General features: G+C 50.4%; 17 protein-coding genes, 1 tRNA gene and 2 riboswitches. Of the genes, 17 read left to right on the forward strand and 1 reads right to left on the reverse strand.

The features are described from left to right. From KH813_RS03570 to KH813_RS03590, 5 genes are all read left to right on the forward strand, one after another. Positions 1-105 (forward strand): HU family DNA-binding protein (locus KH813_RS03570; RefSeq protein WP_369694431.1); only part of this gene is annotated, 105 nt, incomplete at its 5' end. 158 nt (positions 106-263) lie between these two features. Then, positions 264-434: riboswitch (cobalamin riboswitch) on the forward strand. Between the two features lie 74 nt (positions 435-508). Next, a riboswitch (cobalamin riboswitch) is annotated at positions 509-679 on the forward strand. Positions 680-1,124: 445 nt separating this feature from the next. Then, positions 1,125-1,208: transfer RNA gene (locus KH813_RS03575), tRNA-Leu, on the forward strand. Positions 1,209-1,529: 321 nt separating this feature from the next. After that, positions 1,530-1,751 carry a hypothetical protein gene (locus tag KH813_RS03580; protein ID WP_303993338.1) on the forward strand — a complete coding sequence of 74 codons (222 nt, stop codon included), beginning with the start codon at positions 1,530-1,532 and terminating at the stop codon, positions 1,749-1,751. 43 nt (positions 1,752-1,794) lie between these two features. After that, the gene (locus tag KH813_RS03585; RefSeq protein ID WP_303993341.1) at positions 1,795-2,223 is read left to right on the forward strand and encodes a hypothetical protein; all 429 of its coding nucleotides are present in this window, start codon (positions 1,795-1,797) and stop codon (positions 2,221-2,223) included. 425 nt (positions 2,224-2,648) lie between these two features. Then, a complete protein-coding gene (locus KH813_RS03590) occupies positions 2,649-2,885 on the forward strand; it encodes a hypothetical protein (RefSeq protein ID WP_303993344.1) in 237 nt (78 codons plus the stop codon). Here the strand turns inward: KH813_RS03590 and KH813_RS03595 are convergent. After that, entirely contained in the window at positions 2,868-3,329 is a 462-nt protein-coding gene (locus tag KH813_RS03595) for a hypothetical protein (RefSeq protein ID WP_303993347.1), read from the reverse strand. The genes KH813_RS03590 and KH813_RS03595 overlap by 18 nt on opposite strands. Before the next feature lie 268 nt (positions 3,330-3,597). Between KH813_RS03595 and KH813_RS03600 the strand changes: the two genes are divergently transcribed. The 12 genes from KH813_RS03600 to KH813_RS03655 all read left to right on the forward strand — a co-directional run. Beyond that, positions 3,598-7,017, forward strand: a complete 3,420-nt coding sequence (locus tag KH813_RS03600; RefSeq protein WP_303993371.1) for a pyruvate carboxylase — start codon at positions 3,598-3,600, stop codon at positions 7,015-7,017. Positions 7,018-7,091: 74 nt separating this feature from the next. After that, on the forward strand, positions 7,092-7,442 hold the full coding sequence (locus KH813_RS03605; protein ID WP_303993349.1) for a sigma factor-like helix-turn-helix DNA-binding protein: 351 nt from the start codon (positions 7,092-7,094) through the stop codon (positions 7,440-7,442). Beyond that, a complete protein-coding gene (gene ffh, locus KH813_RS03610; RefSeq protein WP_303993352.1) occupies positions 7,424-8,779 on the forward strand; it encodes a signal recognition particle protein in 1,356 nt (451 codons plus the stop codon). Before KH813_RS03605 ends, ffh begins: the two co-directional genes overlap by 19 nt. A 29-nt stretch (positions 8,780-8,808) precedes the next feature. Beyond that, entirely contained in the window at positions 8,809-9,072 is a 264-nt protein-coding gene (gene rpsP / locus KH813_RS03615) for a 30S ribosomal protein S16 (protein ID WP_024048655.1), read from the forward strand. Between the two features lie 14 nt (positions 9,073-9,086). Continuing rightward, positions 9,087-9,314, forward strand: a complete 228-nt coding sequence (locus KH813_RS03620) for a KH domain-containing protein (protein WP_024048656.1) — start codon at positions 9,087-9,089, stop codon at positions 9,312-9,314. Between the two features lie 8 nt (positions 9,315-9,322). After that, positions 9,323-9,730, forward strand: coding sequence for a YlqD family protein (locus KH813_RS03625; RefSeq protein ID WP_034436638.1), 408 nt, complete (start codon positions 9,323-9,325; stop codon positions 9,728-9,730). After that, positions 9,730-10,236 (forward strand): ribosome maturation factor RimM, encoded by a 507-nt coding sequence (gene rimM, locus KH813_RS03630; protein WP_303993357.1) that lies wholly within the window; start codon positions 9,730-9,732, stop codon positions 10,234-10,236. The genes KH813_RS03625 and rimM overlap by 1 nt, the downstream gene beginning before the upstream one ends. Continuing rightward, a complete protein-coding gene (gene trmD, locus KH813_RS03635; RefSeq protein ID WP_303993360.1) occupies positions 10,226-10,954 on the forward strand; it encodes a tRNA (guanosine(37)-N1)-methyltransferase TrmD in 729 nt (242 codons plus the stop codon). The genes rimM and trmD overlap by 11 nt, the downstream gene beginning before the upstream one ends. Next, entirely contained in the window at positions 10,954-11,526 is a 573-nt protein-coding gene (locus KH813_RS03640) for an RNA methyltransferase (RefSeq protein ID WP_024048660.1), read from the forward strand. Before trmD ends, KH813_RS03640 begins: the two co-directional genes overlap by 1 nt. A 12-nt stretch (positions 11,527-11,538) precedes the next feature. After that, positions 11,539-12,279 carry a YebC/PmpR family DNA-binding transcriptional regulator gene (locus tag KH813_RS03645; protein WP_159822237.1) on the forward strand — a complete coding sequence of 247 codons (741 nt, stop codon included), beginning with the start codon at positions 11,539-11,541 and terminating at the stop codon, positions 12,277-12,279. Positions 12,280-12,755: 476 nt separating this feature from the next. Next, entirely contained in the window at positions 12,756-13,706 is a 951-nt protein-coding gene (locus KH813_RS03650; RefSeq protein WP_303993364.1) for a metal ABC transporter solute-binding protein, Zn/Mn family, read from the forward strand. Positions 13,707-13,770: 64 nt separating this feature from the next. Beyond that, positions 13,771-14,243: metal ABC transporter ATP-binding protein (locus KH813_RS03655; RefSeq protein WP_303993367.1), on the forward strand; the 473-nt coding region annotated here is incomplete at its 3' end.

The raw sequence follows: 14,243 nt of genomic DNA on the forward strand, positions 1-14,243 counted from the left end.
CAGAAAATTAAAATTCCGGCTTCCAAGAGCCCGGCTTTCAAAGCTGGTAAACAGCTCAAAGAACGCGTTAACGTAAAACCGGCTAAAAAAGCTCGCAGAAAATAAGATACGTTCATAAAATAACGTATGAAATAACTCCCCGACAATGCTCGGGGAGTTATTTAGTATATAAAGTCGGTCACTATATAAAAAATAATGATTAAGGTGTGAATAGATACGATTTACATTTGACACTCGGTTTTACCTGTGCTACTATATACACAAGTTCAGATTGATCTATAGGTGCCGAAAGGCCATAGAGGGAAGCCGGTGCGAATCCGGCACGGTCCCGCCACTGTAAAGCGGAGCGAGTTCCAAAAGCCACTGGGAAACCGGGAAGGGGGAGCAAGCGATGATGCGAAGTCAGGAGACCTGCCTATGGGAAGTTTCCGTTTGACCTACGAGCGATAGGGAAGGAGAATACGAGCGATTACGCCGTGTCTCTTTGCCTACGCAAAGAGCTTTTTTAATTGCATATTTCCGTATGGATGCCGAAAGGCCATAGAGGGAAGCCGGTGCGAATCCGGCGCGGTCCCGCCACTGTGAAGCGGAGCGAGTTCCAAAAGCCACTGGGAAACCGGGAAGGCGGAGCAAGCGATGATGCGAAGTCAGGAGACCTGTCCATATGCAGCACCCGTCAGACTCACGAGCGATGAGAAGGGGAGATTTGTTCTCTTCGCGTTGTGAGAGAACATTTTTTCTTGGTAACTTGCTCTTAGGGGCAGTTATATAAAAGGATCTCAGGATCCGGTAACAAGATATATTGGCCTATGTTTTGTTACATCCATCTCCTTGTGAAGAGGATACTGACAGGGAACAGTATTCTCTTCCCTCCTTTGTTAATCATGTCATGTGTATAATGATGATTCATCCCCCCACCCGGCAGAGAAAACTCTGCCTCTTTTTTTGTCATATTATAAAGAAGTAAAAGAGATGATTTTTATTGCTATGCGATATAAAAAGCAAATAGGGAAATACGCACGGAGATTGAACGGCTCAATAACGCCAAATATTGACGGATGATGAATTCGTAGTATACAATAATCGCATACCCTTTGAACGCGGTTTATTTCCGCGGAACGCTTGCGAGAGTGGCGGAATGGCAGACGCACCAGATTTAGGATCTGGCGCCTTCGGGCGTGGGGGTTCAAGTCCCTTCTCTCGCACCAAAATCTTTTAGATAAACTTTCTGCTTTTGCGCACGTGTTCAAAAGCAGAAAAACACCGTAACAATATGTTTGCGGTGTTTTTTATTTTCTTTATTTATTTCGGTTTGCCCGCGCTTGCTTTTTCTGTTTTTTGGCAGTGGGGGCCGCCGTCTTTAATTGCTCACCCGCACGGTAAAAAAATAAGAAAATGAACGAATTTGAGGAAAGATAAAAAAGAAACATACGATCAAAATGAAAAAAGTTGCCAAAATGACAAAAGCGGTAAATAATGATAATGGAGATACAAGAAAGAGGCAATAAAAGAAGTCGGAGGTGAAGCAGATGGCAGGAATGACGCACGAGCAAATGTTGAAACAGACACGGGAATTTATGAAGAAGCTGGAAAGCGAACCGATGACCGAAGCGGAAAAATGGACGCTGGCGAGATGGGAAGCAGTCGAGTCGGGCGAGTACGCGAAAACACCAGAGGCACGAGCGGACGTGGCACGGTTATGCAAGGTGATGGGAGTACCGCCTCTGGAATTAAAGGACAAGAACATCTAGCCTATATCAATTCTTTTCCGTATACCGTAAGGGGTGAATAGCGATGACTCTGGAAGAACTGAAAGCGGACGTACTATCGAGGGAAGCGGAAGTGAAACGAGTCGCGAAAGAAGTACCGAAGCAAAACGGGGAATGGGTCAAGAACATCTGGTATCTGGGGAACGAGCCTCTGTATTACGCGCTGGAGAAGATCAAGATGACGGATCGGTACGCAGTCGCGATACAGACGATTTACGAAGTGGAGAAGAAACGGCTGGAGAAAAAGTATCAGAACGTGGACATAATGTTTCGCAACGAGATGATACGGGAGGAACTGGAGTATCTTCTACATGCGGAACCGTCAGAAGAGGAGATCGAGCTTGAGGTCGAAGTGCCGGACACGCGGACGGAAGCACAGAAAGCGTGGGACGGAGTAGCGACAATGATGAACGAACTGGAAGCGGACAGCCTGATGAACAGACTGAAAGAGTAGAACAAAGACCGAAGCCCGAGACCATTCGTCGCGGGCGTTTTTATTCCACAGAAACAGAACGGCAAGCCTTTGCAGAAGAAATGCAAAGCACAGGCAAGCGCATGGAATACAACAAAGACGCTATTAATACCTATTTACGCCTGACTGATAATGGGCGCATTAAGGACATGGGGGGCGAGAAAAATCGCAGCAGCTATTCAATCGGGAAGTCTGTTATATTGGAACACAAAAAAGGAGATTCATTATTTTCCAAAGCGGGGGTAATTTCGGCCCCCCACCGAAAATATTGAATCTCCTTTAGATGAGTTAAGTATAACAGGAGATATTCTCAGCGTCAAGGACCGGAAAACAAAGGCAAAAGGCCGAAGGCATGACACGAGACGGAAGAAAGTTGAGTCGGAAGGAAAAGACAAGTGCAAATTTGTATGCGAACACGCAAAAAAGCGATACCAACTGCGGTGCCGGCGAATGTTACTTCCGGCAGCGACTCTAGTATCGCTTTTTTATCTGATGTTAATATATCAGATGACAACAATCGCGTCAAGAAGTTACGGGGGAAATGGGAAAGCCAGAGAATAGAAGAGGCGCATGACAATGTTGATTTGCCAACAAAAAAGAGGCAGCAGATGCTGCCTCTTTTTATGTTATTGCGGTTTGACTAAGACGCCGAACGGCGTTTCTTTATATACGTCGGTGTCCAGCACTTCGGTCGCGTAGCGATCATAATCGAAATGTTTGTACACATACTCCAAGGTTTCTTTGTCCTCGGGATCTTTCACCAAGGATGTTTTTGGCATTTCCTGTAAAATATTGTACGCGGCGCCGTTTAAAGTGCTTTTGTAGAAGAAATCGAAAAGACAGGTGACCATCATGTCATTCGCTTCGTCGGGGTCCATATCCTCATCGGGATAGATGTGCAGGTAGGCCAACCATTCGGCGAGCAGGCGGTCATCGGTGAGCAGCGTTTCCGACAAGTGATTCTTATGCGTTGTACGGTAGGCGGCAAGCGTTTTCATCAGGTTGGCTTCGTCGACGGTGAGATCGTGTTCGGGAACGGTGTCTTGCACGTACTTACGAGCGAGTTCGGTCAGATTGTCTTGGTTCATGGCAGTCTCCCTTACGAGATAGTAATGATGTAAAAACAGAGCGAATGATGTCGGATATTTCCATACGTGTATTATAACAGCATTTCTCAATTTTGCCCGTCACAAGGTTCTATCAATAAAGCGCACGACGCATTTCATCGGCATAACGGCATAAGGGCAGGATGTATACATTACACATGACGCTGACGGTTGTGTTTTGGGGGAAGATTCTTTACAATGGACTTAATCATTTGGAGGAGGGAACGATATGACGCAACAGCAGGAGACGATTCGTAAATTTAAAAGCGTACTGGTCGCCAATCGCGGTGAAATTGCGATTCGTGTCTTTCGCGCATGTAATGAGCTGGGCATTCGCACGGTCGCGATTTACTCGAAAGAGGACTCGCTTTCCCTGCATCGCAATCGCGCCGATGAGGCGTACTTGGTAGGGAAAGATAAATCAGCGATTGACGCGTATCTGGATATCGAAGACATTATTCGCGTCGCTAAGGAGCAGGAAGTCGACGCAATTCATCCGGGCTACGGTTTTTTAGCGGAAAATCCTGAATTCGCACGGCGTTGCGAGGCGGAAGGGATTCGTTTTATCGGTCCGCGTCCGGAGCATTTGGAAATGTTCGGTGATAAAATCAACGCGCGCAAGCAGGCCGAAGACGCCGGTATCAAAATGGTGCCGGGGAGCGACGGTCCGGTAGAAAGCGCGGAGGATGTCAAGGCGTTCGCGGAAGAAGTCGGTTTGCCGATTATCATCAAAGCGGTCTACGGCGGCGGCGGGCGCGGCATGCGCGTTGTCGAACGTTTGGAAGATATTGAGGAGGCGTTTGAACGCTCGACGTCGGAGGCGCAAATCAGCTTCGGTAACGGCGCGGTGTATCTCGAAAAGTACATTCGCAATCCGAAGCATATTGAGGTTCAAATCTTAGGCGACAACAAAGGTAATGTCGTGCATTTGTTTGAACGTGACTGCTCGATCCAGCGCCGCCATCAGAAAGTGGTGGAAATCGCTCCGGCTTTCGCGTTGCCGTTGGAGTTGCGCGAGAAGATCTGCGAAGCGGCCGTGCGGTTGATGAAAAATGTCAATTACGTCAATTCGGGTACGGTGGAATTTTTGGTCGCGCCCGAAGGTGAATTTTATTTCATCGAAGTCAACCCGCGTATCCAGGTCGAGCATACCGTGACGGAAATGATCACGGATATCGACATCGTTCAGACGCAAATTATGATTGCGGAAGGATACAATTTCGCCGATCCGGAAATCGGGATTCCCGAGCAGGATAAAATCGAACATCACGGTAATGCCATTCAATGCCGAATCACGACGGAAGATCCGGAAAATCATTTCTTCCCGGATACGGGTAAAATTATCGCTTACCGCAGCGGCGGCGGCTTCGGCATTCGGCTGGATGCCGGCACGGCATACACCGGCGCGGTCATCACGCCGTACTATGATTCGCTGTTGGTGAAAGCGACCACGCATGCGCTGACGCATGCGCTGGCTGTGAAAAAGATGGCGCGCGTATTGCGGGAGTTCCGCGTGCGCGGTGTGAAAACGAATATTTATTTCCTGCTGAATTTGTTGGCGGCTCCGGAATTTTTAGACGGAACGTATGATGTGAATTTCCTTGATTCTCATCCGGAGCTGTTCGAGTTGCCGAAACCGAAAGATCGCGGCACGAAGTTGTTGCGATACATCGCGGATACGACGGTCAACGGTTACGCGCATGAAGGGCCGCAAAACAAACCGGATTTCCCCGAACTCGCGTTTCCGGAAGCGAAGGGACCTGCGCCGCGCGGCACAAAGCAGCTGCTCGATGAAATGGGACCCGAGAAATTCGCTAAATGGGTGCAGGAGCAAAAGGAAGTATTCTTTACGGATACCACGTATCGTGACGCGCACCAGTCGCTGTTCGCGACGCGTTTGCGTAGCTACGATATTTTAGGCGCGATCGGCGCGACGGCGCGTCGTTTACCGCAACTGTTTTCTTTTGAAAATTGGGGCGGCGCGACGTTTGATGTGGCGTATCGTTTCTTGGATGAAAGCCCGTGGGATCGTTTGCGTCGCATGCGCGAAGCGGCGCCGAATATTTTATTCCAGATGCTGACCCGCGGCGCGAATACGGTAGGCTATACGAATTATGACGAAACCGTTATTCGTCACTTCATCGCGCAGGCGGCGGAACACGGCGTCGATGTTTTCCGTATCTTTGACTGCCTGAACAATCTGGATCATATGACGATCACGATTGATGAAGTGCGCAAGCAAAATAAACTCGCGGAAGTGGCGCTTTGCTACACGGGCGACCTGCTCGATAAAAAACGGCAGAAATACGATCTCGCTTACTATGTGAAAATGGCGAAAGAATGCGCGGCCGCCGGCGCGCACATGATCGCCATCAAGGATATGGCGGGGCTCATTAAGCCGGAAGCCGCTTACGCGTTGACGGCGGCGATCAAAGATGCGGTCGATTTACCGCTGCACCTGCACTCGCATGAGGGCGCGGGAAATATGATTTATTCCTACGCGAAAGCGGTTGACGCTGGCGTGGATATCATCGATCTCGCGATGCCGGCATTTTCCAACGGCACGAGTCAGCCTTCGATGTCCACCATGTGGTACGCGCTGTCCGATCATCCGCGGCAACCGAAGCTGGATATTCGCGCGGTGGAAGAATTGAATCAGTATTGGGAAGGCGTACGACCGTACTATCGCGGTGTCGATCATACCTCGTCGTATCCGAACACCACGGTTTACATGCATGAAATGCCGGGCGGACAGTTCTCGAACTTGCGGCAGCAGGCGGCGGCCGTCGGTCTCGGTGATCGCTGGAACGAGGTTTGTGAACGGTACGCCGAAGTGAACATGATGTTCGGCGATATCATCAAAGTCACGCCGTCGTCGAAGGTCGTCGGTGATATGGCGTTGTTCATGGTGCAGAACGGTTTGCATGAACAGGATATCTACGAGCGCGGCAACACGCTGAGTTATCCGAAGTCGGTCATCGAATTTTTCGAAGGCAAATTGGGTACGCCGTACGGCGGTTTTCCGGAAAAATTACGCAACGTGATTCTGCGCGGCCGCGTGCCGGAGGGCGAACCGGTGCCGGATTCGGTCGATTTGACGAAAGTCAAAGCGGAGATGACGGAAAAAGGTTTGCCGACGCGACCGGAAGATGTCTCGGCTTATACCATTTATCCCGATGTCTTCAGCCAATACGCTGATCGCTATGAAAAATACGGTGATTTGTCCGTTTTGGATACGCCGACGTTCTTCTTCGGCATGACCCGCGGTGAAGAAATTCGCACGACGATTGAAAAAGGCAAGACGCTGGTTATTCGACTGATGAGTATTCATCAACCGGACGAACAAGGCAATCGCGTGGTGCAGTTTGAGTTGAACGGCATGCCGCGTGAAGTCGTGGTTCATGATAATAATCTGGAAACGGCAGTGACGGGCGGTCGCAAAGCCGAAAAATCCAATCCGGGCGAAGTCGGCGCGACGCTTTCCGGTTCGGTTGTCAAAGTTCTTGTGAACTTGGGTGATGCCGTGGAAAAAGGCGATCCTTTAGTCGTTACCGAAGCGATGAAGATGGAAACCAGCATTACCGCGCCGATCAGCGGCAATGTGGGCGATATCCTCGTCAAAGCGGGTTCGCGTATCGAATCCGGCGATTTGCTGATCGTGATTGAATAATGAAAGAGTGTCAAGCAAAAAGCTTGACACTCTTTTTTCCTCTTGCTATAATAGGCGGGTAAGAGAGGGCTGCGATGGAACTCAAAAAACTCGTTTGGCATGGGGAATTACTTGCCACTTACGGCGCATTGATCGCCGAGCGTCCCCGTCAATGTATGGAATTATATTATAACGATGACTATACGCTGGCTGAGATTGCGGACCGTTTGGGCGTGTCGCGGCAGGCGGTGCATGATAATTTGCAGCGCGCGCTGCGCGACTTGGAGCAATACGAAGCGGCGCTGAAACTGGTCGAAGACCAAAAGCGGCGGCGCGAAGTCATGGCGCGCATGGAACGTGATTTACCCCCGGCGTTTCTGCAAAAATGGCAGACGGAGTGGAAGATATTGAGCGGAAAGGAGAGCACATGGCATTTGAAGGTTTAGGCGAAAAGCTGCAACAGGCATTTGCGGATTTGCGCGGCAAGGGAAAACTTTCCGAACGCGATATCGACGCGGCTCTGCGTGAGATACGACGTGCCCTCTTGGAAGCGGACGTCAATTTCAAAGTCGCTAAAGATTTTATCGCCAACGTTCGCACCAAAGCGATGGGTGAGGAAGTATTCGGCAGTTTGAAGCCGGATCAGACGGTGATCAAAATCGTTCGCGATGAATTGACCGAGCTTTTGGGCGGCACCAGCAGCAAGCTGATGTTGAGTTCCAACGGCGTGACGGTCATCATGCTTGTCGGCTTGCAAGGCGCCGGCAAGACGACGACCGCCGGTAAGCTCGCGCTCATGCTCAAGAAAAAAGGGCGCAAGCCGCTGTTGGCCGCCTGTGACGTGTACCGTCCGGCCGCGATCAAACAGCTGCAGGTACTCGGTGAGCAAATCGATATTCCAGTTTTCCGCATGGATGAGAAAGTCGATCCCGTACGGATTGCCAAATACGCTTTGCAAACGGCGAAATCGTACGGTCAGGACGTATTGATTTTGGATACGGCGGGCCGCTTACATATTGATGAAAAATTGATGGCCGAGCTGCAAAATATTAAAGCGGAAGTACATCCGCACGAAATTTTGCTCGTGCTCGACTCCATGACCGGTCAAGACGCGGTCACGACGGCGCAGGCGTTCGATGAAACGCTCGGCATCGACGGCACCATTCTGACGAAGATGGACGGCGATGCGCGCGGCGGCGCGGCGTTGTCCATCAAGGCGGTCACCGGCAAACCGATCAAATTGATCGGCGTCAGCGAAAAACTCGCCGACGGTTTGGAAGAATTTTATCCGGATCGCATGGCGGGACGCATTTTGGATCTCGGCGATTTGCAGAGCCTGCTTGAAAAAGCGCAACGCGAATTCGATGAAGATGAAGCCAAACGCATGCAGGAACAAATGGTCGCCGGCCAGTTCACAATGGATGATTTCCTCAATCAGCTGAATCAGATTCGGCGTCTCGGCTCGTTCCAGAGTATTCTCGGCATGATCCCGGGGATGGGGAAATTTAAAGACCAACTGAAAGATGTGGATTTGGAAGGCGGCGAGATTAAAAAGATCGAAGCCATCATTCAGTCCATGACACCGAAAGAACGGCAGGAACCGGGCATTTTGAACGGCAGTCGCCGTAAACGCATCGCGCAAGGCTCGGGAACGCGTGTGCAAGATGTCAATCGTTTCGTGAAGCAGTTCATGGAAATGCGCAAGATGATGAAGCGGATGAAGCGTTTCAATAAAAATAAGAATACAAAAGGCGGGTTCAACTTGCCTTTTATGCCTAAATAAGATTACTTCACAAGGAGGTGAAAGAACAGATGTTAAAAATTCGTTTAACCCGTCGCGGCGCGAAAAAAGTCCCGTTCTACCGTATTGTAGTTATGGAATCTTCGCTCCCGCAGAGCGGCCGTCCGGCCGACACGATCGGTTACTACGACTCGGTCAAACAACCGGCGGAACTCAAAATTGACGAAGAAAAAGCGTTGGCATGGCTCGCCAAAGGCGCCCAGCCGACGGATACCGTACGCACATTGTTCCGGCAACAAGGCATCATGGCTAAATTTGCCGAACTGAAAAAGTAAGCGAGGCGATTAGCATGCAAGAATTGGTCACGGTAATTGCCAAAGCGCTGGTTCGCAATCCCGACGCTGTGCGCGTTGACGTTGTCACCAAAGGAGATCTCGAAGTGTATAAATTGCACGTCGCTCCGGAGGATATGGGCAAAGTCATCGGTCGTCAGGGTCGGATTGCCAAGGCGCTGCGCACGGTAGTGCGCGCAGGTGCCATTAAGGAAAACAAAAAAGTTACAGTCGATATCGTCTAGGAGGCAACATGGAAGAAATGATTCTTCGCTGCCCCGTTTTGATCAAGTCCAAGGTCACGCAGGCATTGAAAGACAACATGCTGCGCGAAGTGCAAACCAACTTGGGCCAGGTCGAACAAGAATTGCAGCAGATCGAATTTCAGGCCAAACGCCTGTTAACCGAGCAGGCTCGCATTGATGCACAGGGTCTGATCAATTTGCGTGCGCAGATTGAACAGAATAAAGACAAACTGATGCAGATGAAAGCGAAGCTTACCGAAGAGCAAAAACGCATCAACGAGCTCGAAATGGGCGCGGAAATTCCGCGCGGCCAAATGGAGCAGACCGTTACTGTCAAAGTCGGCGACGACTTGAACAAGTACATGGGAGCAGAAATTTTGCTGGAAGACGGCAAAATTATCGCATTTCGCAACTGATGTCTACGGATATGCTGGTGGTGGGCCGGATCGTCGCCGCGCATGGAGTGCGCGGTGAGGTACGGCTGAAACCGGACACGGACCGACCGGAGATGTTGACGGCGTTGCCGCATCTTTACTTGGGCGGCAATCGTTACCAAATCCAAAATGCGCGTTTTCATAAACAAATGCTGATTGTGCAGTTCAAAGGCATCGCTGACCGCAATGCGGCCGATGCGTTAATCGGCCTTTGGGCGGAACTTCCACGCGAAGAGCTGCCGCCGCGCGCGCAAGGACAATTTTATATTGTCGATCTGGTAGGCATGGAAGTCGTCACCGAAAGCGGCACCGTGCTCGGTACCTTGCAGGAGGTTTTACAGCCGGGAGCCAACGACGTGTTTGTCGTGCGCGGTGAACGTGAAGAAATTCTCGTTCCGGCGCTGAAACGTGTCGTGAGTGACATCGATCTTGATGCCAAACGACTCACGGTGACCGACGAGTTCTGGGCGAACTATCATGAAAATTGATATTGTCACGCTCTTTCCGGAATTTGCCGATGCTTTTTTTTCTCATAGCATTATTTCGCGAGCCCGCCAAGCGGGCTATTTGACGTTAGGTACAGTCAATCCGCGCGATTTTACGGATAATAAATTCCGGCACGTCGATGATACGCCATACGGCGGCGGCAACGGCATGCTGCTGCAAGCCGAGCCGATCTTTAAAGCGGTCGAGAGCGTCTTACCGCAAAAAAGGCCTAACGCCCGCGTGATTTTACTCAGTCCGACCGGCGCGCCTTTTACGCAAGAGAAGGCGAGCGAGCTGACGCGATACGAGCACTTGGTACTCGTCTGCGGTCATTATGAGGGCATTGACGCGCGCGTGGAAGATCACCTGGTCGACGAAAGCATTTCCATCGGCGACTACGTGCTCACGGGCGGAGAATTGCCCGCGTTCATTGTGGCGGACGCCGTGGCACGTTTGCTGCCGGGAGTCCTCGGCACGCACGCCAGCGCGTTTGATGAATCGTTCATCGAGGGCACGTTGGAATATCCGCAGTATACGAAGCCGGCGGAATTTCGCGGGTATAAAGTACCGGAAATATTGCTGTCGGGTCATCACGCCAATATCGCGCGGTGGCGTCGCAAGCAATCACTGTTGCGCACGCGTGAGCGCCGTCCCGATTTATGGCGAAAGTTGATATTAAGCGATACCGACCGAAAATTACTGGCAGAGGAAGATACTTGATGGCGCATTTTTCTATCGGACTTGTCCATTATCCTATTTATAATAAACACGGCGACATCATCACAACGGCGCTGACCAACTATGATATTCACGACTTGGCGCGGTCGGCGACGACGTACGGCGTGGAAAATTATTATATTATCCATCCGAACTTCGCCCAGCGCAAGCTGGCCGAGGAAATCATGGAGCATTGGCAGACCGGGTTCGGCAGTACCTATAATCCGGATCGCAAAGATGCCTTCGCTCATGTTAAGCTTCGTGAAAATCTCGCGCAGGTACGGGAAGAAATTCATCGCGAAACGGGGCATCCGCCGCAAATCATTACCACGGATGCGCGCACTTACCCCAATACCGTCACATATCGGCAGGTACGGGAATGGTTGCAAACCACCGACAACTCATACTTGCTGCTTTTCGGTACGGGGTACGGCATGACGAAAGAAGCCATGCAATCGTTCGATTATATTTTAGAGCCGATTTACGGCGCCGGCGCTTACAATCATTTGAGCGTACGGTCCGCGGCCGCCATCATGTTGGACCGCCTTTGCGGAACCGAATGGTGGCAAGCATAAGGGGGAATTTTCATGTCCGGACACTCTAAATGGTCCAACATTAAACATAAAAAAGGTAAAAACGACGCCATTCGCGCTAAAATTACGACGAAAATCGGTAAGGAAATTACCGTAGCCGCTCGCTTGGGCGGCGCCGATCCGACCGGTAACATGCGTTTGAAACTCGCCTTGCAGAAGGCGCGTGAAAACAACGTTCCGAAAGACAACATTCAGCGCGCCATCCAGAAAGGGATCGGCGCCACCGACGGCGGCGACTACGAAGAAATTACCTACGAAGGTTACGGCCCGTCCGGCGTTGCTCTTGTAGTCGAAGTCATGACCGATAATCGCAACCGCGCGGCGGCTGACGTGCGCCATGCCTTTTCTAAGCACGGCGGAAACCTCGGTGAATCCGGTAGCGTCACCTGGATGTTTAAACGTAAAGGCGTGTTCGTTCTCCCGGGCGATGCCGGTGATGAGGAAGAACTCATGATGATGGCGCTTGACGCCGGCGCGGAAGACTTCAAAAATGATGAAGACGACTATGAAGTATTAACGACTCCGGAAAATTACGATGCCGTCGAAAAAGCATTCCAAGACGCCGATATTGAAATGACGATCAGCAAAATCACCATGGTGCCCGACACCACCATTGCCTTAGACGGCGATGACGCCCGCAAAATGCAAAATCTGCTGGACGCGTTGGATGATCTTGACGATGTCAAAGACGTTTACAGCAACGCGGAACTTCCCGACGACGAAGAGGAAGAATAATAGAAACAAGAAAGACGATGCGCTCGCATCGTCTTTTTTTATTTTGAAAAACAGCCTGGTAACTATAATAAAGGGCATCACGATATGAAAAATAAAATGCAGCCACTAAAAAAACACTCCGAAGAGTGCTTTTAGTCTACATAGGTAGAGCCCCGAGGGGCGATGTGGATACATCTTTATTTGAACTTGTAATACGATGCTTATAACGCACTTTGAAAGTAAAAAGATGAAGATTTACGTCAAAACTCGCATTGTTTCTTTTCGCAGCTGGAAAAATGTATGCAGGAATGCAGCTGAATTTGGAATAGAACATACAAATATTATTGAAAATCATTTTCATAAATGGTATAATATGCAAGAATCAGTTCTGAACTCGAGCAAAGGTCGGTTGTATTATATCCTTACCTCTCTCAAACTATCGCCGCAAGGCGGGGCGGACTTTGCTCTGACGTTCGGGAAAATAAAGGAGGACATGTATGAAAATTAGTTGGAAACAGATCGCGACAGGTATGCTTGCGGTGATGATGTTGGTGTTGGTCGGTTGTGGCGGTACCAAAGATGATACGCATGCGGCCGCTCCGGGCAAATTAAAAGTGGTAGCGACGACGACGATGCTCGCGGATTTGAGCCGTCAGATCGGTGGCGATGCGGTAGAAGTAACCGGCTTAATGGGGCCGGGGGTGGATCCGCATTTGTATCAAGCCAGCGCCGGGGATGTCAAAGTGATGACGGATGCCGACGTCGTTGTATATAACGGCTTGCATTTGGAAGGTAAGATGGGTGAAATCTTCAGTAAGCTGAAACAGGATAAAAAGGCTACTATTTGTGTAGCAAACAACTTAGATCCGTCGACATTGCTTCAATATGAAGATGATGACGGAGTGCAGGCTACCGACCCGCATATCTGGTTTGACGTGAAGAATTGGATGCTGGCGGCGGAAGAAGTGTACAAAGGCTTGGCTGCGAAAGATCCGGCACACAAAGATTTGTACAAAGCCAATTATGAAAAATATTTGGCAGAGCTGAAAAAAGCGGACGAATATGTGGCCAAACGTGCCGCGGAAATCCCGCAGGAGCGTCGCGTTCTCGTCACGGCACATGACGCATTCCAATACTTTGCTCGGGCGTACGGATTTACGGTCAAAGGTTTACAGGGGGTCAGCACGGAAGCGGAAGCAGGCGCGATTGACGTTCGTGAACTGTCCGACTTCATCGTGACGCACCAGATCCGTTCGATTTTCGTCGAATCATCCGTTCCGCATAAAACCATTGAGGCGGTGCAGGAAGCTTGCAAGGCAAAAGGTTGGGACGTAAAGATCGGCGGCGAATTGTATTCCGATTCGTGCGGCGCGCCGGGTACTCCGGGTGGCGATTATATCGGTATGGTCAAAGAAAATATCGATACTATTGTTACGGGCCTGAAATAATATCGACGGCGGGTGCGGAGAGAGCCCGCCTTTTTGTTATTAAGATACATGAAGGGGGATTCATATGGAGTGGGCGGTAGAAGTCGAGGACATGACCGTTGCCTATGATGAACGACCGGTTCTTTGGGATGTGGACATGAAGATTCCGAAAGGATCGCTCGCAGCGATTGTCGGACCGAACGGCGCAGGGAAATCGACATTGATCAAGGCGATGTTAGGATTGTTGACGAAAATTTCCGGTTCGGTCAAATTCTATTTGGACGGTCGATTGGCCGTGTCGCGCGATGATTTTAAACGGATTGCCTATGTGCCGCAGAGCGGAAGTGTAGACTGGGATTTTCCGACAACGGTGCTGGACGTTGTGCTAATGGGGCGTTACGGTCATCTCGGGTGGTTTAAGCGACCGGGCGCTGCGGAGCGGGAGATGGCGATGGATGTGCTACGTAAGACGGGTATGGACGCCTATGCTGACCGCCAGATCAGTCGTTTGTCCGGTGGTCAGCAGCAACGCGTATTTTTAGCGCGCGCATTGATTCA

It is taken from the genome of Negativicoccus succinicivorans (assembly GCF_018373335.1).
In the GTDB taxonomy this organism is placed as follows: domain Bacteria; phylum Bacillota; class Negativicutes; order Veillonellales; family Negativicoccaceae; genus Negativicoccus; species Negativicoccus succinicivorans_A.